Origin of the sequence: Deinococcus radiotolerans, from assembly GCF_014647435.1 — a bacterium.
Taxonomy (GTDB): domain Bacteria; phylum Deinococcota; class Deinococci; order Deinococcales; family Deinococcaceae; genus Deinococcus; species Deinococcus radiotolerans.
Map to the genome: position 1 here is coordinate 1123012 of NZ_BMPE01000001.1, position 15970 is coordinate 1138981.

The window sequence follows — 15970 nt, forward strand, 5'->3', positions numbered from 1 at the left end:
GCCGGGGCCTACGTCCTGTCGGGGTCGGGGGGGACGTCCTCCCAGCGCAGCAGGTCGCCCGGCTGACAGTCCAGCGCGCGGCACAGGGCGTCCAGGGTGCTGAAGCGCACCGCGCGGGCCTTCCCGGTCTTCAGGATGCTGAGGTTCGCCAGCGTGATCCCCACCCGCGCGGAGAGTTCCGAGAGGGTCAGGCCCCGCTCGGCCAGGATGTGATCGAGGTGCACGCGGATCGGCATGTCAGACCGTCAGTTCCTCGTCCTGAAGCACATGGAAGGTCACGTTCAGCACTGCCGCGAACGCCAGCAGCCCCACGCCGGGCAGGCTTGAAAACACGAGAAGTCCAGCGCTGCTGGCGAGCAGCAGTGGATCGGCGGTCACCAGCGGCAGCAGGGCCGGAACGACCTGCCCGGCCAGCAGGGCTACGCCCGCCAGCGCGACCTCTCGCGGGATGACGCTCAGGGTGCCCTGGCGGCTGGCGCGGGCGGCCCGCCACAGGAACAGCAGTGCCAGCGCGCCCGGGAGACTTCCCAGGAGCATCTGGGGCAACGCGGACCAGCCCCGCCGGGTCAGGCCGTAGATCAGCGCGCCCGTGCCGAGCAGCAGGCCCAACTGGCACAGACGTTCGAGGCGCGTCAGGGCGCGGGTGCGCAGCAGCGGAGTCAGGGTCATACGGTCGTCCTCTGGCGGTCCAGGCTGGCGCGCCCCTCGTCCAGCCAGCCGGAGAGCGCCATGAGCAGCAGCGGCAGCGTCACGGACACCAGAGTACCGAGCAGAAGCTCAGGGCTGAGCACGACGTCCAGCAGCGCGCCGGTCGAGCGGTCCTCCGTCAGCCCGAGGTCGGGCGCCATGCGCCACACAGCCGCCAGCGAGAGGGGGGTGCCCAGCAGGGCGCTCCAGAAGAGGCGCTGCCCGGCGCGGAACAGGTGCTCGCTGACCTCACCGTGCAGGGGACCGTCCCGGCGCGTCAGCCCGATGGCGCGGTTCAGGTGCCAGTACCCGGCGAAACTGACCCCCGCCCACAGGCCCAGCGCCGCGCTGAGGCGCAGGTCATGCGGAATGAACGTCAGGGCCGCGAGGAGCAGCAGGCCCAGCCCCACCAGACTAAGGACCGTGGGAACCGTCAGGAGCAGCAGCAGGGCGTTCAGGGTGTGCCGGTGTGGAGTCATACGGTCAGCTCCTGTTCGGCGCGCAGCTGGCGTTCCTGCTCGCGGATGTGCGCCGCCTGGGTGAGGGCAGCGGAGAACAGCACGCAGGCCGCGGCGATCAGCAGGGGCGTGAGGTTCACGCCGAACAGGCTGAAGGGCAGGCTGCTGTCGGTGTTGAGGCCGCGCACGATGGTGTCTTCCGGGAGCTGGCGGCGCAGGGCCTCAAGGGGTTGGATGCGGGCGAACATCCAGCCGTTCAGCAGGGGTTGCAGCGCGGCCACCACCTGCCCGATCAGGGCCAGTCGCGCGGCGAGGGTCAGATCAGCAGCGTTGGCGGGGTGGAACGGATCGCTGAGCAGGCGGCGCGTGAACTGCCGGGCGCGCCACAGTAGGCCGATCACGCCCGCCATGAGCAGGGTGAAGCCGGCGAGCCAGGCATGTCTGACCCATCCCGGCAGGTCGCCGAGCGGCAGGTGGAAGGTCGAGACGTCGTACCGGCCGCCTGGCAGGCTGAGTGTGAGGTCGAGCGGAATGTTCACGCTGAACACGGTTTGGGTGCTGTTACCGGACATGAACACACCCAACAGGAAGACCAGCAGCATCAGGGCTGTGAGGGCAGCCAGGGTGGTCACGGTGAAGGACAGGATGGTCTGGGCGCGGGCGGGGGTCAGCATGGGGCCTCCAGGGATTTATCGATCTTCGATATTATTGTTTTTCAATATGATCTCTGGATTGCGACCCGTCAAGCAGAGATGCACGCCCCCGTTCCCACCCGGGTGACCCGCCGCTGTAACGAACGCCCGTTATTCTCCGGGCATGAGCAAACTGGTGATCGTGGCGGCAAAGCGCACGCCGATCGGAAGCTTCATGGGCAGCCTCAAGGACGTCTCGGCCGCCGACCTGGGCGTCACGGCGGCAAAGGCCGTACTGGACGGCGTGAATGGCGCAGACGTGGCGGACGTGATCGTGGGGAACGTCCTTCAGGCCGGGAGCGGCATGAACGTGGGCCGTCAGGTCGGGATCGGCGCGGGCCTCCCGCAGGACGTGCCCGGACTGACCGTGAACCGCGTGTGCGGCAGCGGCCTCCAGGCGGTCATCAGCGCCGCGCAGGGCATCCGCGCTGGGGACGGGCAGCTGTACCTCGCGGGCGGCACCGAGAGCATGAGCCGTGCCCCGTACCTCCTCCCCCGCGCCCGTGAAGGGTACCGGCTGGGGCACGCGCAGGCGCTGGACTCCATCCTGTCAGACGGCCTGACCGACGTGTTCGGCAACTACCACATGGGCATCACCGCCGAGAACATCGCCGCGCAGTGGAACCTGACCCGCGAGGAACAGGACGCCTTCGCCCTGGAAAGCCAGACCCGCGCCGCCGCCGCGCTGGACGGGAACTTCTTCGCGGAGGAACTCGTCAGCGTGGAGGTGCCGGGCCGCAAGGGTCCCACGACCTTCAGCGCCGACGAGTACCCGCGCGCCACCACCGCCGAGGCCCTCGCCAAGCTGAAACCCGCCTTCAGGAAGGACGGGACCGTCACTGCCGGGAACGCCAGCGGCATCAACGACGGCGCCGCCATGCTGCTCGTCGCCAGCGAGGAGTACGCGCAGGCGCACGGTCTGCCCATCCTGGCCGAGATCGCCAGTTACGCCGCCATCGGCGTGGACCCCGCCATCATGGGCATCGGCCCCGCCAAGGCCGTCCCCGTCGCCCTGACCCGCGCCGGAATGAGCGTCGCCGACGTGGACCTGTTCGAACTGAACGAGGCGTTCGCCGCGCAGTCCCTGGCCGTCATGCGCGACCTGAACGCCGACCCCACCCGCGTGAACGTCACGGGCGGCGCCGTCGCCCTCGGGCACCCCATCGGCGCTTCCGGGGCGCGCGTGCTCGTCACGCTGATCCACCAGCTGCGCCGCCTGGGCAAGGAAACCGGCGTCGCCAGCCTATGCATCGGCGGCGGCATGGGCATCGCCGTCGTCGTCCGCGCCCGGGCCTAACGCAGCAACAATCTGGGGGCGGGGGGCAGGAAACCTTCCATCCCCCTTCGTGGGCAGATGAGCGCGCCCGCAGATCACGCGCGTCATAAGGTGCCGGTATGCCACGCCCCGCACTCCTGCCCCTGCTGGGCGTTCTGATGTGGAGTCTGCCGACCGCCAGCGCCGCCCCGGCACCCGCCTGCTACGCCTTCGCGGACTGGCTTCAGTTCTCCCTGCGCGCGCCGCTGGACGTGACGAGCCTGCGGAAAACCGGCAGTCAGGGCCAGCCCAGACTCTACGTGTACACCCGGGAATTCAGGAACACCTGCGTCACTGCACCGGCCAGCAACTTCGGATTCGTCAACATACTCGTCGGCCCTGATCGCGCCGTGCAGCGCATCACGCTCTCCGGGGATGCTGGGCCCCTGCGGGCGCTCGCCACGTCCCTCAATCCGCGTCACCTGCGGGTCGTGCAGCTGAACGGTTTCCGGTTCACCTTCGAGACCGTACCCAGGCAGATCACCCTGACGCCGCTACAGCTGCTGGCCACCGTGGATCAGCGGCAGATGCGCTAACTGGCGGATTCCGCGGTGCAGGCACGGTCCCTACCATGGGGGCGTGTCTGTTGTTGCCTTGGAGCGGGTATCGCCGGAGTCGCAGGGTCTGCCGTCAGGGGCCGTTCTGGCGTGGCTGGACGCCCTGGCCGCGGAGGGGCTGGAACTGCATGGGTTCATGATGCTGCGCTCGGGGCAGGTGCTGGCCGAGGGTCACTGGGCTCCGTACACGCCAGACCGGCGGCATCACCTGTACTCGCTGAGCAAGGCCTTCGCGGCGGTGGGCGTAGGCCTGCTGGTGCACGAGGGGCGGGTACGGCTTGACGACCGCGTGGTGGACCTCTTCCCGGACGCCCTGCCGCCGGTGATGGGCGGGCACCTGCGGGCCATGCGGGTCGAGGATCTGCTGACCATGCGCACGGGGCACGCGGCGGACGTATCGGACGCGCTGATCGCGGCGGGCGAGGGGGACTGGGCCGCCGCGTTCCTGGCTCAGCCGCCTGAATTCGCGCCGGGCACGCACTTCGCGTACAACAGCGCGGCGTCGTTCATGCTCTCAGCGCTTGTGCAGCGCGTGACGGGCGAAGTCCTGCTGGATTACCTCAGGCCGCGCCTGCTGGACCCATTGGGCATTCAGGGGGGCCGCTGGGCGTCGAACCCGCGGGGCGTGAACCTGGGCGGCTGGGGCCTGCATCTGCGCACGGAGGACGTGGCGCGGTTCGGGCAGCTGCTGCTGAACCGGGGCGAGTGGCAGGGGCAGGCGCTGCTGCCCGCGTGGTGGGTGGACGCCGCGAGTTGCGCGCAGGTACCGCCGGGCACCGCGCCGGGCGACGAGCACAGCGACTGGGCGCAGGGATACGGGTACCAGCTGTGGCGCTGCCGTCACGGGGCGTACCGGGCGGACGGCGCGTTCGGGCAGTTCTGCGTGGTCATGCCGGAGCAGGACATGGTGCTGGCCGTCACGGCGGGCGTGGGCGACATGCAGCGCGTGCTGGATCACACCTGGACGCACCTGCTGGGCGGCGTGCAGGACGCCCCCCTGTTGCCCGGTGCGGAAGCGGAGGCGCTACGGTTACGCTGTGCAGACCTCATGCTGGACGTGCCGGAGATTCTTGATCCGCCGCCGCTGCGGGACGTGCAGGCGCACTTCACCTTCGACCCGAACGACGAGGGGTGGGAGGCCGCGACCCTGACCGTCACGGGCGAACGCGGCATGCTGGCCCTCGACGTGCAGGCGCCGAACACGGTCTGCTTCACGCTGAACGCCTGTGAGGAGCAGACCCTGGACACCTGGGGCACCACCGTCGCCCTGACCGTCCGGGCCGGCTGGCAGAAGGACGGCACGCTGGCCCTGACCCTGCTCCTGATTGAGGAGGGGGCCCGCTGGGACGTGCACTGGGCGGCGCCGGACGGCCTGCTCACCGTGTGTCTGCGTGCGCCACATCACGGTGAGGGTCGCGTGCTGACCGCCCAAGCCTCTACCCTGAGGACATGACGGACAGTATGGACGTGGTGGGGGACCGCGAGGCGGCGTTCTTCCTGGCGATCAAGACGCGGGATGAGGCGCTGCTGCGCGCGCTGGTGGAATCGGATGCGGATCTATTGAGTCTGCCCAGTCCGATGGGTGTGAGTCCGGTGCTGTTCGCGGTGTATTACGGCCGGGCGGACATGGCGCGCGTGCTGGTGGACCTAGGCGCGCCGCTGAATGTGTTTGAGGCAGCGGCGCTGGGGGATGAGGGGGCCCTGATCCGGGAGCTGGACGCTGATCCGGCGCTGGTGAACGGTGTGAGTGGGGATGGGTTCAGTCCGCTGGGGCTGGCGGCGTTCTTCGGGCAGGCGGACGTGGCGGAGGCGCTGCTGTCGCGGGGTGCGGATGTGAATGCGGTCAGCCGGAATGCGATGAGGGTGCAGCCGCTGCACTCGGCGGTGGCGGGTGGGCATGGGGCGCTGGCGCGGGCGCTGGTCATGGCGGGTGCGGACGTGAATGCGGCGCAGCAGGATGATTTCACGCCGCTCATGGCTGCCGCGCAGAACGGCGACGCGGGCCTGGCGCTGTTTCTGCGGCAGCGGGGCGCGAACGTAAATGCCGAAACGGCTGATGGGCGCCGCGCGGCGGATTTTGCGCGTGAGGAAGGGCACGCCGCGCTGGCGGATTCGCTGGAGGAGCCGCTGCCCGCGTGACCGGAGAGCCGGGCCGTGCGGCTGCCGCGCTGGTCAGCGTCTGAGGCGGTGAGTATGGCACTGCGGGTGTGCCTCAAGAAAGCCGGAAGGCAGCGCAGGACCGGGCAGGGCAGACTGGGCGCATGACCAACGACAGGGACCGCAACCCGCCGCTGACCGGCGAGCACGGCGCGCAGACGGGCTTTGACACGCCTGACCCGAAGGATGATCACCAGGGGGCGTACACCACCACACCGGCCGAGGACCGCGTGGGCAGCTCGGATGACGGGAAGTACGAGCCGGTCGAGGTGCACAGCGCGAAGGAGGTGACCGGGCAGTTCGATCACCTCGCCACGCGGGATGTCGCGGCGATGGAGCACAAGCCGCAGGACGCGGAGTTCGCGGGTGCCGAGACGGTGGCCGGACTGGGCGGGGAGAACCTGAATCTGGTGGCGCCGGCGGCCGGGATAGGTATGCCCGCGTCTGCCGCGATTGCCCTTGAGTCGCGTCAGGAGGCGATTGATCCGAACCGGGCGTATACCCCGCCCAGTGAGCAGGGGCCGGCCCGCGTGAGTGAGCGTCCCGGCGACCTGCCGGAGGGGGAAACGCCGGAGTTGCAGTATCAGGTGAAAGGCGACACGGACCGCGGGTTCTGACCTCTACGCGGCAGGCGGGACACGGTGCACCTGACCGCGTCCCGCCTGCCAGGTCTGCCGGCAGTTACAGCTCGGAGACGTAGAGTTGGCCGTCCTCGACGTGCGTGCGGTAGATCTTGACGGGTTTCACGGCGGGCAGGGTCTTGGCCTTACCGGTGGCCAGTTCGAATTTCGCGCCGTGTTTTTCGCAGGTGATGCGGCCCATGCTGACGTCGCCGCCCAGCAGCGGGAAGTCCTTGTGGGTGCAGTTGTTGCGCAGGGCGTAGTACTGGCCCTCGAAGTTCACGATGACTACGCTGACGCCAGCGAGGTCCACGGTGGTCTGCTGGCCGTCGGGGATGGATGCGGTGGGGCCGACGAGGGTTCGGGCGGGCGTGTCGCTCATCAGGCGCGAGTGTAGCGTCTGCCCGGGTCAGGGTCAGACGCCGCAGCCACTTTCGAGTGGGGTGGCGTTCAGTCCAGAAGGGGTCCACTGCTGCACGCTGAAGCCTGCGCCCTCGTAGTACGCGCCGTACAGGATGAGTTCCATGCGGCCGTCGCCGTTCAGGTCGGCGACCCCGGCCAGGCGGTGGAGGGTCGCCATGGGCATGGGGTCGCTGCTGCCGGAATCCCAGGGTGTCTGGGGCGCAATGTGCTCGCCGAGGACGGTCGTGACGACCCGGCCGCTGACCACAGTACGGAGCAGCAGCACGCTGTAATCGCCGGGCTGCCCGACGGGCGGCGGGCTGTCCCCGCTGCGTTCACGGAAGTAACTGGCTTCAATGATGACTTCCTGGGTGCCGTTGCCGTCCAGGTCGGTGCGCACCAGCCGAGTGAGGTGGACCTGTGGGCGGCGCAGGCCCCGGCGGATCAGTTCGTCCCGCACGGCGGTTTCGTACGTGGCGTTGCGGGTGGGGAGGGCCGTGACGGGGCGCGGCTGGGCATTCAGCGGGGCAGAGGTGAGGACGGCCAGTGCCTCCCGGGCGGGCGTGACCTTCACCTCGAAGGTCACCTCGCACGGTTCACCCAGCGAGGTGGGCCGGGCACCCTGCACGCGGGTGGGGGCCGCGCCGAGGGTCAGGCGGGTGTAGGTGGCCGCTCCGGTCAGGCGGGCGCGGGTCTGGGCGTCGGTGAGCCAGCGCCCGTCCTGCCATCCACCCAGCAGATACGTGCTGCCGCCGGGCAGGGTGGCCAGAACAGGGTGCAGTCCGGCAGGCGCGGCGGCCTGCGCCGTGACGAGGGGTAGGGTCAGCAGGCTGGCCAGGAGCAGCGTTCTGAGGGAAGCGCGCATGCCCCAGCGTACCGGCTCAGCCCTGCTGCACAGTCACGCGGTTGCCCCACGGGTCGTGCAGGGTCAGGTGGTCACCCGCGTCCTGCACGTCGGCGCGGCCCGCCAGGTGCGCGCGCAGGTTCGTCAGGTCCTGGGTATGGAAGGTCACGCCCGCCAGTCCGGCGGCGGGGACAGCAGGGGCGGGCTGCCCGGCGCTGTGCCATTCGTTCAGGCCGACGTGGTGGTGGTACCCACCCCAGGAGAGGAACGCGGCGCTGCCCAGGTCGGCGACGACATCCAGGCCCAGGGTGTCGGCGTACCAGCGGGCGGCCTGCGCGGCGCTGCCGACTTTCAGGTGCACGTGCCCAACGGTCGTGCCCTGCGGCGCGGCGAAGGCCACAGCGCCGTCCAGGGTGGTGGGGTCGATCCCGGCCGCCGCGAGGACGGCGGCGGCGTCCACGGCTTTCGTGTCCATCTGCACCTGTCCGTCCCGCCATGTCCAGGTGTCGCGGGGGCGGTCGGCGTAGACCTCGATGCCGTTCCCTTCTGGGTCGCTTAGGTAGAAGGCTTCGCTGACGAGGTGGTCGCCGCTGCCGATCCGCAGGCCCAGCTGCGCGGCGTGCGCCAGCCAGCGGCCCAGGTCGGCGCGGGTGGGGAGCAGGAAGGCGGTGTGATACAGGCCGGGTCGGCTGACGGGTGCGCGGGGCAGGTCCGGCGCGGCGTGCAGGTGCAGCAGCGGCGTGCCGGATGCGCTGAGCGTGACGTTGCTGCTGGATTGCTCTGTGGCCGTCAGCCCGAGGAGCGTGGCGTAGAACGTGGCGGTGCCGCTGAGGTCGCGGACGTTTAGATGCACGGGGCCAGCGTGGGTGCTGGCGGGCAGGACGGCGGAGGAGGTCATACCCTCAGTATGAATCTAATACTTTGAAAAATCAACCGGTTTATATTATTTACTTTAGGTGAGATCCAGGGCAGCATGGAGCGCCTCCCGGGTGCGGCCCAGGTACCCCTCGCCGAACAGCAGCAGGTGCGCCAGCAGCGGGTACAGGTTCCACATGGGCACTCGTGCCTCCCAGCCCGACGCGAGCGGGTACGCCTCGTGGTACGCCTGAAACACCCGGCGCGGCACGCCACCGAACAGCCGCAGGGCCGCCACGTCCACCTCACGGTGGCTGTAGCCCACGGCCGGGTCGATCAGGGCCGGGCCGCGCGGCGTGTAGTGCACGTTCCCGTGCCACAGGTCCCCGTGCACCAGCGCGGGCGGCTCAGGCGGGATCAGGTCCGGCAGGCGCCCACGCAGCGTGTCGAAGCCCGCCCGGTCGCGGGGAGTCAGGTGCAGCCGCTCGCGGGTCAGCAGCGGCTCCAGCCGCGCCGTCCAGAAGAACCCGGCGGCACTCGCGGCGGGCGGGTTGCGCTGCGGCAGGGACGCGAAATAATTATCCGGCATCCCCCCGAAGCCCGGCGCGGGCCGGGCGTGCAGCGCCGCGAGGCCGCGGCCCAGGGCGTCCTGCGCGGCGGGCGTGTCGTCGCCGGGCGGCAGCCACGACAGCAGCAGGTACGGCTGCCCGGCGGGGCCGCTGCCGTGCGCGATGACGGTCGGGGTCACCAGCGGCCCCGGGCGCAGCAGGCCCAGGCCGTGCGCCTCGGCAGCGTAAAACCCGTCCGGCAGGCGGCGGCCCGCCTTCTGCGGCGAGGTCTTCAGGACGACTGGACCGCGCGTGGTGTCCAGGCGGAACGTGTCGCTGATATCCCCACCGTGCAGCCGCTGCGCCGCGCGGATGCCTGCGCCCAGGTGCATCTCCAGCAGCGGGGCCAGGGGCCGCACGGGCAGGTCAAGGAGCGTCATGCTCCATCGTGCCGGGCGCCGCCACCTGCAACCAAAGAGGGACGCTTCACAAACTCCGGGAGTGGTGTACTCCGGGGAGCATCATCCACAACACCCTCTCCCCCATCCCCGGAGGCCGTATGGTTCAGACCGCCCTGACCGTCCTGCTCGGCGCCCTGCGCGCCCTGCTCGACCTCGCCCTGCCCGCCGCGCTGGCGCTGGCCGTGCTCGCGCTGGCCCTCGGGGGCCTCGCCCTGATCGACCGGGACCGCGCCCGCCGCACGCTGAACTGGCTGGGCACCCGCGCGCCGCACCTCAGCGGATGGGCGCTGGCCGCCCTCCTGCTGGGTGCCTCACTGCTCGTACTGAACGTGTCGCGCCGCGCCGTGGACGCCCGGATCGCCGCGCAGCAGAGCGCCCGCTACGCCAACGCCGCTGACCCGGACGGCGGGCAGACCGTGCAGGTCGCGCCCAGCGCCGCCCTCCTCGAGAACCGCACGTACACCCGCAGCCTCCTGCTGCCCAACGACGTCGCCACCCGCATCCGCGTGGACAACAGCCTGGACGGCCTGCTGCCGTACCTGGGCACCCCCGGCGAGACCGTGCAGGACCTGCGCGAGAACTTCACCCGCACCCCGGCGGGGCTGCGCTACACGCGAGAGGTCGTTATGCAGTCCGAGCGTCCGCTGGACTTCGACCGCAGCGTCGTCCGCGCCGACCTGCGCTTCGTGGAGCCCGCCGGGGGGCGCGGCACGTACTACACTGCTGCCTTCCAGGCCAGCTACCGTTTCCGCAACCCGCTGGGCACGCCCGCCACGTTGCGATTCGCGTTCCCACTCCCCGGCGGGAGCGGCACCCTCAGCGGCTTCACCCTGACCGTGAACGGGCAGGCCCTCAGTGCCAGCGACCTCCTGAACGGCAGCGTCTGGGAAGGGCAGGTGCCCGCCGGGGGCAGCGTGGACGTGCAGGTCGCGTACGCGCACCAGGGCTCCCGCGCCTGGAGTTACCAGCTCAGCCGCCGCGAGGCCATCAAGGACCTGGACGTGACCGTCACCGCCGACCGCCCCGCCAAGTTCCAGCGGTACTCGCTGTTCCCCACCAGCCAGACCAGACCCGCCCTGGGCGGCCCCGCCACGCTGCGCTGGCAGCTGAAGAACGCCGTGACCGCGCAGGACGTTGCCGTGGTCTTCACGCAGGGCAGCGTCCGCGAGACCCTCACCAAGGTGCACCTCGCGCAGGGGCTCGCGGTGGTCCTCGCCGCGCTGCTGATCCCGCTGTGGGCCGTCACGCGCCGCACGCCCCTCTCTCCCCTCACGCTCGGCGGCGCGCTGCTGGGTCTCGCGCTGGGCTTCACCCTCGGCGGCGTGCTGACCGCGTACCTGCCCCTCCTGCTCGCCGAGGTGCTCGGCAGCCTCCTCGGCGCGGCCCTCGCCTGGGTGATCCTCGGCGGTCCCAGACAGGCCCGCACGCCCCTGATCCCGCTGATCGCCTGCGCCGCCCTGCCCCTGGCCTTCCTGACCGGCGGCCACGCCGGACTGATCCTCACCGTCCTGGCCGCCACGCTACTCCTCCTGCTCCTGCCCCGCGCCCGCTGGCTCGCCCCGGTCACGGCATAGGCAGGCCAGCCGCTCCCCTGACCGGGTCCGCAGCATGATCGTCAGCACAGCGCTGAACAGTACCCACAGCGTCAGGAACCCACTCCACCGGGCAGCGGCCTGCCCGGTGGAGGCGACCAGACCGACCAACAGCAGCACGGTCAGCGCCACGCTGCCCAGACGCAGCACTGGCGAGAGCCGCCGGGCCAGCTCACGGTTGCGCGCCGGATCACCCAGGTCCGGCAGGTTCAGCGCCCCCACGCGACCGGTAGAGGTGAACAGCAGGTACAGCGTCACAGAGGCCAACGGGAGGATCAGGAGGTTCACTTTTGGGCCCAGTTCGGGCGTCGCCCCCAAACTGAACCGCAGCGGCACCGTCGCCGGAATCGCGTTCCAGACCACGGCCAGCCAGATGACTTCGGCCGCCAGCAGACCCAACGTTGCCGCGCCGATGACTGAACTAAGCCGGACTGCCGAATGGGTCCCGTTCACGTCACCTGCATATCCCAGATCACGGGGGAAAGAGGCAGCAGGTGACCGCTGCCACGTCGAGATGACGAATCCTCAGGGTGGGAAGGCGCGTCACTCGGCCTGGCCTGCATCACCGAACCGCTGCACAAAGGAGAGGAGGGATCTCACGACCCCTCCCCACCGTCATGATTCTCTGTTCAGGTGAACAGGGTGCTGACGCTGGCGCCGGTGTGGATGTTCGTGATGGCGTTCGCGAACAGTGGCGCGACGTCCAGCACGGCCAGCTTGCCGTTGGACGCCTCGACCTTCGAGTCGGGCACGAGCACGGTGTTCGTGCTGGCGACCTGCGTGACGTCCAGGCCCGCGATGCGCTGGATGGCGGGGCCGGAGTACACGCCGTGCGTGACGGCGACGTACACGTCCTTGGCGCCCATGCTGCGGGCGATGTTGACGGTTTCGACGAGGCTCCCGGCGGTACTGATCTCGTCGTCGACGATGAACACGGTGCGGCCGTCCACGTCGCCGATCAGGGCGCGGGGGCGCACCTCGGTGTCGGAGAGGCGTTCCTTGTCGATCATGGCCAGCCCGCTGTCGAGGCGGCGGGCGATCTGGCTGGCGCGTTTGATGCTGCCCGCGTCGGGGGCCAGGACGACGCCGTTGTGCGCGTCGGGCACGCACTGCCGGAAGTGCTCGCTGAGCACGAGGTCCGCCGAGAGGTGATCGACGGGCACCTTGAAGAAGCCGTGCACCTGCGGGGCGTGCAGGGTCATGGTCAGGATGCGGTCCGCGCCGGCTTCCTGGAGCAGGTCGGCGATGAGGCGCCCGGCGATGCTGATGCGGGGGCTGTCCTTCTTGTCGCTGCGGGCGTAGGAGTAGTAGGGGATGACGGCGGTGACGCGTCCGGCGCTGGCGCTCTTGGCGGCGTCGATCATGAGCATGAGTTCCATGATCGAGTCGCTGACGGGGTTGCTGAAGGTCTGGACGATGAACACGTCCCCTTCACGCAGGCTTTCCTCGTAGTGCACGATGATGTTGTCGTTCGTGAACTTCTCGGTCTTGCTGCGGCCCAGCGGCACCCCCAGGTGGTCGCAGATGGCCTGGGCGAGGGGGCGGTTGCTCTGGCCGGCGAACACCAGCAGGGGTGAGCGGCGGCTGTTGAGCAGTTCGGCGGGGGCGCGGTGGGGGACGGACACGGGGAATCCTCCAGGAGGGGGTGAAGCTCGGGGCGGGGTGTTGGAACGCGCCCGCAGCGTGAGGGCGCGGCTGTTGACCGCCCAGCAGCATACCTGCCGGATCATGTGGGTGTCATGGTGGGGGGGCGTGCCCGGGTGGGGAACACGGGCGGTGAACGTCCGCTCAAGGGGGACGCGGGGGTGGGGGCGCTAGGGTGGGAGGCATGACGCTGGACGCCGTGGTGGTGGGGGCGGGACCGAATGGACTGTCGGCGGCGGTGACGCTGGCCCGCGCGGGCCTGCGCGTGCAGGTGCTCGAAGCGCACGACCGGGTGGGGGGTGGCCTGAGCAGCGCTGCGCTGACCCTGCCGGGCTTCACGCATGATGTGGGCTCGGCGATTCATCCGCTGTCGGTGGCCAGTCCGGCGTTCCGGGCGTGGCCGCTGCATGCGTTCGGGCTGGACTGGGTGCAGCCGGACGCGCCGGTGGCTCACCCGCTACCGGGTGGGCGGAGCGTGACGCTGGAGCGGGACCTGCACGCCACCGCCGCCGCGCTGGGCCGGGATGGGCCCGCCTGGGTGCGCCTGATGGGTCCGCTTCTGAGTGACTGGGAGGGGCTGCTGGACGACATCCTGCGGCCCCTGCCGCGCCTGCCCCGTCACCCGCTGTCCCTGGTGCGCTTCGGGCTGCGGGGCCTGCCAAGTGCGGCGTTCGTCGGGGAGACGCTGTTCCACACGCCGGAGGGGCGCGCCCTGTGGGCGGGGCTGGCGGCGCACACCAACCTGCCGCTGACTACGCCCGGCACGGCCGCCATGACGCTGGTGCTGGCGCTGCTGGCGCACGCGGTGGGCTGGCCGTTCCCGCGCGGTGGGGCGCAGGCCCTGGCGGACGCCCTGCGCGCGTACCTGGAATTCCTGGGCGGCGAGGTGCTGACTGGCGTGACGGTTCGCAGCGCCCGCGACCTGCCGCCCGCCCGCGTGACCCTGGTAGACAGCAGCCCGCGCGTCCTGCTGGGCGTGCTGGGTGACCGTGCCCCGGGCTGGTACCGCGCCGCGCTGGAGGGGTACCGCTACGGGCCGGGCCTCCAGAAACTCGATTACGCCCTGTCCGGCCCGATGCCGTGGGCGGACCCTCGCGTGGCGCGCGCCGCGACCGTGCACCTGGGTGGACTCGCGCCGGATATTGCCGCGTCAGAACGAGTGGCGGCCCGGCAGGTGCCCGAGCGGCCCTACGTGCTGGCCGCGCAGCACACCCTCTTCGACCCCAGCCGCGCGCCCGCCGGTGGGCACACGTTCTGGGCGTACTCGCACGTGCCGGGCGGCTTCGCGGGCGACGCCAGCAGGCCGATGGAGGCGCAGATCGACCGCTTCGCGCCCGGCTGGCGCGACCTGATCCTGGCCCGGCGGCGCACCACCGCCCCCGAGTTGCAGGCGTTCAGTCCGGTCTTCCAGCGCGGGGACGTGAACGGCGGGCGCGGCGACCTGTGGGGCCTGCTGGCCCGCCCGCTGCCCACGCCCACGCCGTACCGCACCCCGGTGAAAGGGGTGTACCTCTGCTCCAGCGCCACCCCGCCCGGTGGCGGCATTCACGGCATGAGCGGCTACCACGCCGCGCAGGCCGCCCTGCACGACGAATTCAGGCTGCGCGACCCATAAGATGCGGGCCGCTTCACCTCCGGTCAGAGGAGAGCGGTCCACATATGCAGCGGTCAGCGGCGGTTGGATTTGCGCAGCTTCTTCAGCTTGCTCTTGCTGCCCACCTCGGCCAGCAGCCCCTCCTGATCGAACTCGACGGCGCGGCCCGCCAGGAACGTGCCCTGCGCGAAGCTGCCGTCTTGGTTCTGCCAGCGGTGCGCCTGCCTCGCCAGCGCCTGCACCGGCTGGCCCTGGTCACCCACGACCTGCTGCGCCTGCACGAGTGTCATGCCGGGCGTCAGGCGCGTGTACTCGTCCGGGGTGACGATCTGATCGGCGCCGCAGCTGGTCAGGGTCATCCCCAGCAGGGCCGCGCCCAGCCATCCAGTGATGTGGCGCATCACTCGCCCCTGAAGATCTTGCCGACCCGGTCGAAGAAGCCCTCGTGCTTCTCGTTCACCTCGTCACCCACCGCGCGGGCGTAGGCGAGCAGCGCCTCGCGCGCCTCGGGCGTCAGCTGGCCCGGCTTGGGCACGATCACGTCGTACTCAACGATTAGATCACCATTGCCGGACCCCTGGAGGCGCGGCATGCCCTGCCCGCGCAGGCGGTGCAGTTCGCCGTGCTGCGTGCCGGCCTTCACCTCGATCGTGTGCGGGCCGTCCAGGGTGGGCACCGTGATCTGCCCGCCCAGCGCGGCCTTCGCGAAGCCGATCTTCGCCGTGTGGATCAGGTGCTCCTGCTCGCGGCGCAGCTCGGCGTGCTTCTCCATCTCGATGTGCACGTACAGGTCGCCGTTCCCGCCCGGACCCTCGTTGCCCGCGCCACTGACGCGGATGCGGTAGCCCTCGTCGATGCCCTTGGGCAGCTTGACCTTCACGGTCTCGGCCTTCAGGGTGCGGCCGCGGCCCTTGCACACCGTGCAGGGGTCCTGCACGATCTGGCCCTCGCCGCGGCAGGTGGGGCAGGCCTGCTGCGTCTCCACCACGCCGAAGATCGTGCGGGCCTGCGCGCGCACCGCGCCCGCCCCGCCGCAGGTCGTGCAGGTCTTGGGTGGCTTGCCGCCGGGTTCGGTCTTCGAGCCGTCGCAGTGCTCGCAGGTCGTCAGGCGGTCCACCGTGACCTCGATCTCCTCGCCCGCGCGGGCCTGCGCGAGGCTCACGAACGCCTCGGTTTCCAGGTCGTCCCCGCGCGCCGGGCCGCGCCGCCCGCCACGGCCACCCATCGCGCCGCCGAACAGCTGCTCGAAGATGTCCATCGGGTCGAAGCCCGCGCCGCCCATCCCGCCGAACGGGTCGCCGCCGGGCATGCCCGCGCCTGGCGCGCTGCCGAAGCGGTCGTAATGGGCGCGTTTCTCCGTGTCACTGAGGACGGCGTACGCCTCGTTGATCTGCGTGAACTTCTCGGCCGCGCCGTCTTCCTTGTTGCGGTCGGGGTGGTACTTCAGGGCCAGTTTGCGGTAAGCGGACTTGATCTCATCGGCACTCGCGGTCTTCGCGACGCCCAGCAGTTCGTAGTAATCCATATGTCGTGTCTCGCCGGGC

The 15970-nt window shown here is 70.6% G+C and carries 19 protein-coding genes; 7 read left to right on the forward strand and 12 right to left on the reverse strand.

Annotated elements, in window-relative coordinates; translation table 11 throughout:
* Positions 1-8: 8 nt before the first annotated feature.
* The 4 genes from IEY63_RS05540 to IEY63_RS05555 are packed head-to-tail and all read right to left on the reverse strand — an operon-like array spanning position 9 to position 1819.
* Complete coding sequence (locus IEY63_RS05540) at positions 9-236, reverse strand: helix-turn-helix domain-containing protein (RefSeq protein ID WP_189067902.1); 228 nt, start codon at positions 234-236, stop codon at positions 9-11.
* 1 nt (position 237) lies between these two features.
* Positions 238-669, reverse strand: a complete 432-nt coding sequence (locus tag IEY63_RS05545) for a hypothetical protein (protein WP_189067903.1) — start codon at positions 667-669, stop codon at positions 238-240.
* Complete coding sequence (locus tag IEY63_RS05550) at positions 666-1166, reverse strand: hypothetical protein (RefSeq protein ID WP_189067904.1); 501 nt, start codon at positions 1164-1166, stop codon at positions 666-668. Before IEY63_RS05550 ends, IEY63_RS05545 begins: the two co-directional genes overlap by 4 nt.
* On the reverse strand, positions 1163-1819 hold the full coding sequence (locus tag IEY63_RS05555) for a hypothetical protein (RefSeq protein ID WP_189067905.1): 657 nt from the start codon (positions 1817-1819) through the stop codon (positions 1163-1165). Before IEY63_RS05555 ends, IEY63_RS05550 begins: the two co-directional genes overlap by 4 nt.
* A 142-nt stretch (positions 1820-1961) precedes the next feature.
* Here IEY63_RS05555 and IEY63_RS05560 point away from each other — a divergent pair, with 142 nt between their 5' ends.
* The 5 genes from IEY63_RS05560 to IEY63_RS05580 all read left to right on the forward strand — a co-directional run bounded on the left by IEY63_RS05560 (position 1962) and on the right by IEY63_RS05580 (position 6483).
* Positions 1962-3134, forward strand: a complete 1173-nt coding sequence (locus IEY63_RS05560; RefSeq protein ID WP_189067906.1) for an acetyl-CoA C-acetyltransferase — start codon at positions 1962-1964, stop codon at positions 3132-3134.
* Between the two features lie 98 nt (positions 3135-3232).
* Entirely contained in the window at positions 3233-3688 is a 456-nt protein-coding gene (locus IEY63_RS05565) for a hypothetical protein (protein WP_189067907.1), read from the forward strand.
* 43 nt (positions 3689-3731) lie between these two features.
* Positions 3732-5162 (forward strand): serine hydrolase domain-containing protein, encoded by a 1431-nt coding sequence (locus tag IEY63_RS05570; protein ID WP_189067908.1) that lies wholly within the window; start codon positions 3732-3734, stop codon positions 5160-5162.
* Complete coding sequence (locus IEY63_RS05575) at positions 5159-5848, forward strand: ankyrin repeat domain-containing protein (RefSeq protein WP_229784499.1); 690 nt, start codon at positions 5159-5161, stop codon at positions 5846-5848. Before IEY63_RS05570 ends, IEY63_RS05575 begins: the two co-directional genes overlap by 4 nt.
* A gap of 122 nt (positions 5849-5970) precedes the next feature.
* Complete coding sequence (locus tag IEY63_RS05580; protein ID WP_189067909.1) at positions 5971-6483, forward strand: hypothetical protein; 513 nt, start codon at positions 5971-5973, stop codon at positions 6481-6483.
* A gap of 64 nt (positions 6484-6547) precedes the next feature.
* On the opposite strand, the gene IEY63_RS05585 is transcribed toward IEY63_RS05580, so the two are convergent.
* From IEY63_RS05585 to IEY63_RS05600, 4 genes are read right to left on the reverse strand one after another with little or no spacing between them, the layout of a single operon-like run.
* Positions 6548-6868 carry a non-heme iron oxygenase ferredoxin subunit gene (locus IEY63_RS05585; protein ID WP_189067910.1) on the reverse strand — a complete coding sequence of 107 codons (321 nt, stop codon included), beginning with the start codon at positions 6866-6868 and terminating at the stop codon, positions 6548-6550.
* Positions 6869-6901: 33 nt separating this feature from the next.
* Positions 6902-7753, reverse strand: coding sequence for a hypothetical protein (locus IEY63_RS05590; RefSeq protein ID WP_189067911.1), 852 nt, complete (start codon positions 7751-7753; stop codon positions 6902-6904).
* A gap of 16 nt (positions 7754-7769) precedes the next feature.
* On the reverse strand, positions 7770-8630 hold the full coding sequence (locus IEY63_RS05595) for a VOC family protein (RefSeq protein ID WP_189067912.1): 861 nt from the start codon (positions 8628-8630) through the stop codon (positions 7770-7772).
* 54 nt (positions 8631-8684) lie between these two features.
* A complete protein-coding gene (locus tag IEY63_RS05600) occupies positions 8685-9575 on the reverse strand; it encodes a fructosamine kinase family protein (protein WP_189067913.1) in 891 nt (296 codons plus the stop codon).
* A 119-nt stretch (positions 9576-9694) separates the two neighbouring features.
* On the opposite strand from IEY63_RS05600, the gene IEY63_RS05605 reads away from it, so the two are divergent.
* Complete coding sequence (locus IEY63_RS05605) at positions 9695-11170, forward strand: hypothetical protein (RefSeq protein WP_189067914.1); 1476 nt, start codon at positions 9695-9697, stop codon at positions 11168-11170.
* Here IEY63_RS05605 and IEY63_RS05610 read toward each other — a convergent pair.
* Together IEY63_RS05610 and IEY63_RS05615 are read right to left on the reverse strand one after the other, a co-directional pair.
* Positions 11117-11641 carry a hypothetical protein gene (locus tag IEY63_RS05610; protein WP_189067915.1) on the reverse strand — a complete coding sequence of 175 codons (525 nt, stop codon included), beginning with the start codon at positions 11639-11641 and terminating at the stop codon, positions 11117-11119. The genes IEY63_RS05605 and IEY63_RS05610 overlap by 54 nt on opposite strands.
* 176 nt (positions 11642-11817) lie before the next feature.
* Positions 11818-12813: a ribose-phosphate diphosphokinase gene (locus IEY63_RS05615; RefSeq protein ID WP_189067916.1), complete on the reverse strand. Its 996-nt coding sequence runs from the start codon at positions 12811-12813 to the stop codon at positions 11818-11820.
* 203 nt (positions 12814-13016) lie between these two features.
* Here IEY63_RS05615 and IEY63_RS05620 point away from each other — a divergent pair, with 203 nt between their 5' ends.
* Complete coding sequence (locus IEY63_RS05620) at positions 13017-14447, forward strand: phytoene desaturase family protein (protein ID WP_189067917.1); 1431 nt, start codon at positions 13017-13019, stop codon at positions 14445-14447.
* A 53-nt stretch (positions 14448-14500) separates the two neighbouring features.
* Here IEY63_RS05620 and IEY63_RS05625 read toward each other — a convergent pair whose 3' ends face one another.
* On the reverse strand, positions 14501-14827 hold the full coding sequence (locus tag IEY63_RS05625; RefSeq protein WP_189067918.1) for a hypothetical protein: 327 nt from the start codon (positions 14825-14827) through the stop codon (positions 14501-14503).
* The gene (gene dnaJ / locus IEY63_RS05630; RefSeq protein ID WP_189067919.1) at positions 14827-15951 is read right to left on the reverse strand and encodes a molecular chaperone DnaJ; all 1125 of its coding nucleotides are present in this window, start codon (positions 15949-15951) and stop codon (positions 14827-14829) included. Before dnaJ ends, IEY63_RS05625 begins: the two co-directional genes overlap by 1 nt.
* Positions 15952-15970 lie beyond the last annotated feature (19 nt).

What these genes read in the sequence shown, in the direction of transcription:
- IEY63_RS05540 (WP_189067902.1), bottom strand. Translation starts at nt 236, where the DNA reads ATGCCGATCCGCGTGCACCTCGATCACATCCTGGCCGAGCGGGGCCTG.
- IEY63_RS05545 (WP_189067903.1), bottom strand. Translation starts at nt 669, where the DNA reads ATGACCCTGACTCCGCTGCTGCGCACCCGCGCCCTGACGCGCCTCGAA.
- IEY63_RS05550 (WP_189067904.1), bottom strand. Translation starts at nt 1,166, where the DNA reads ATGACTCCACACCGGCACACCCTGAACGCCCTGCTGCTGCTCCTGACG.
- IEY63_RS05555 (WP_189067905.1), bottom strand. Translation starts at nt 1,819, where the DNA reads ATGCTGACCCCCGCCCGCGCCCAGACCATCCTGTCCTTCACCGTGACC.
- IEY63_RS05560 (WP_189067906.1), top strand. Translation starts at nt 1,962, where the DNA reads ATGAGCAAACTGGTGATCGTGGCGGCAAAGCGCACGCCGATCGGAAGC.
- IEY63_RS05565 (WP_189067907.1), top strand. Translation starts at nt 3,233, where the DNA reads ATGCCACGCCCCGCACTCCTGCCCCTGCTGGGCGTTCTGATGTGGAGT.
- IEY63_RS05575 (WP_229784499.1), top strand. Translation starts at nt 5,159, where the DNA reads ATGACGGACAGTATGGACGTGGTGGGGGACCGCGAGGCGGCGTTCTTC.
- IEY63_RS05580 (WP_189067909.1), top strand. Translation starts at nt 5,971, where the DNA reads ATGACCAACGACAGGGACCGCAACCCGCCGCTGACCGGCGAGCACGGC.
- IEY63_RS05585 (WP_189067910.1), bottom strand. Translation starts at nt 6,868, where the DNA reads ATGAGCGACACGCCCGCCCGAACCCTCGTCGGCCCCACCGCATCCATC.
- IEY63_RS05590 (WP_189067911.1), bottom strand. Translation starts at nt 7,753, where the DNA reads ATGCGCGCTTCCCTCAGAACGCTGCTCCTGGCCAGCCTGCTGACCCTA.
- IEY63_RS05595 (WP_189067912.1), bottom strand. Translation starts at nt 8,630, where the DNA reads ATGACCTCCTCCGCCGTCCTGCCCGCCAGCACCCACGCTGGCCCCGTG.
- IEY63_RS05600 (WP_189067913.1), bottom strand. Translation starts at nt 9,575, where the DNA reads ATGACGCTCCTTGACCTGCCCGTGCGGCCCCTGGCCCCGCTGCTGGAG.
- IEY63_RS05605 (WP_189067914.1), top strand. Translation starts at nt 9,695, where the DNA reads ATGGTTCAGACCGCCCTGACCGTCCTGCTCGGCGCCCTGCGCGCCCTG.
- IEY63_RS05620 (WP_189067917.1), top strand. Translation starts at nt 13,017, where the DNA reads ATGACGCTGGACGCCGTGGTGGTGGGGGCGGGACCGAATGGACTGTCG.
- IEY63_RS05625 (WP_189067918.1), bottom strand. Translation starts at nt 14,827, where the DNA reads ATGCGCCACATCACTGGATGGCTGGGCGCGGCCCTGCTGGGGATGACC.
- dnaJ (WP_189067919.1), bottom strand. Translation starts at nt 15,951, where the DNA reads ATGGATTACTACGAACTGCTGGGCGTCGCGAAGACCGCGAGTGCCGAT.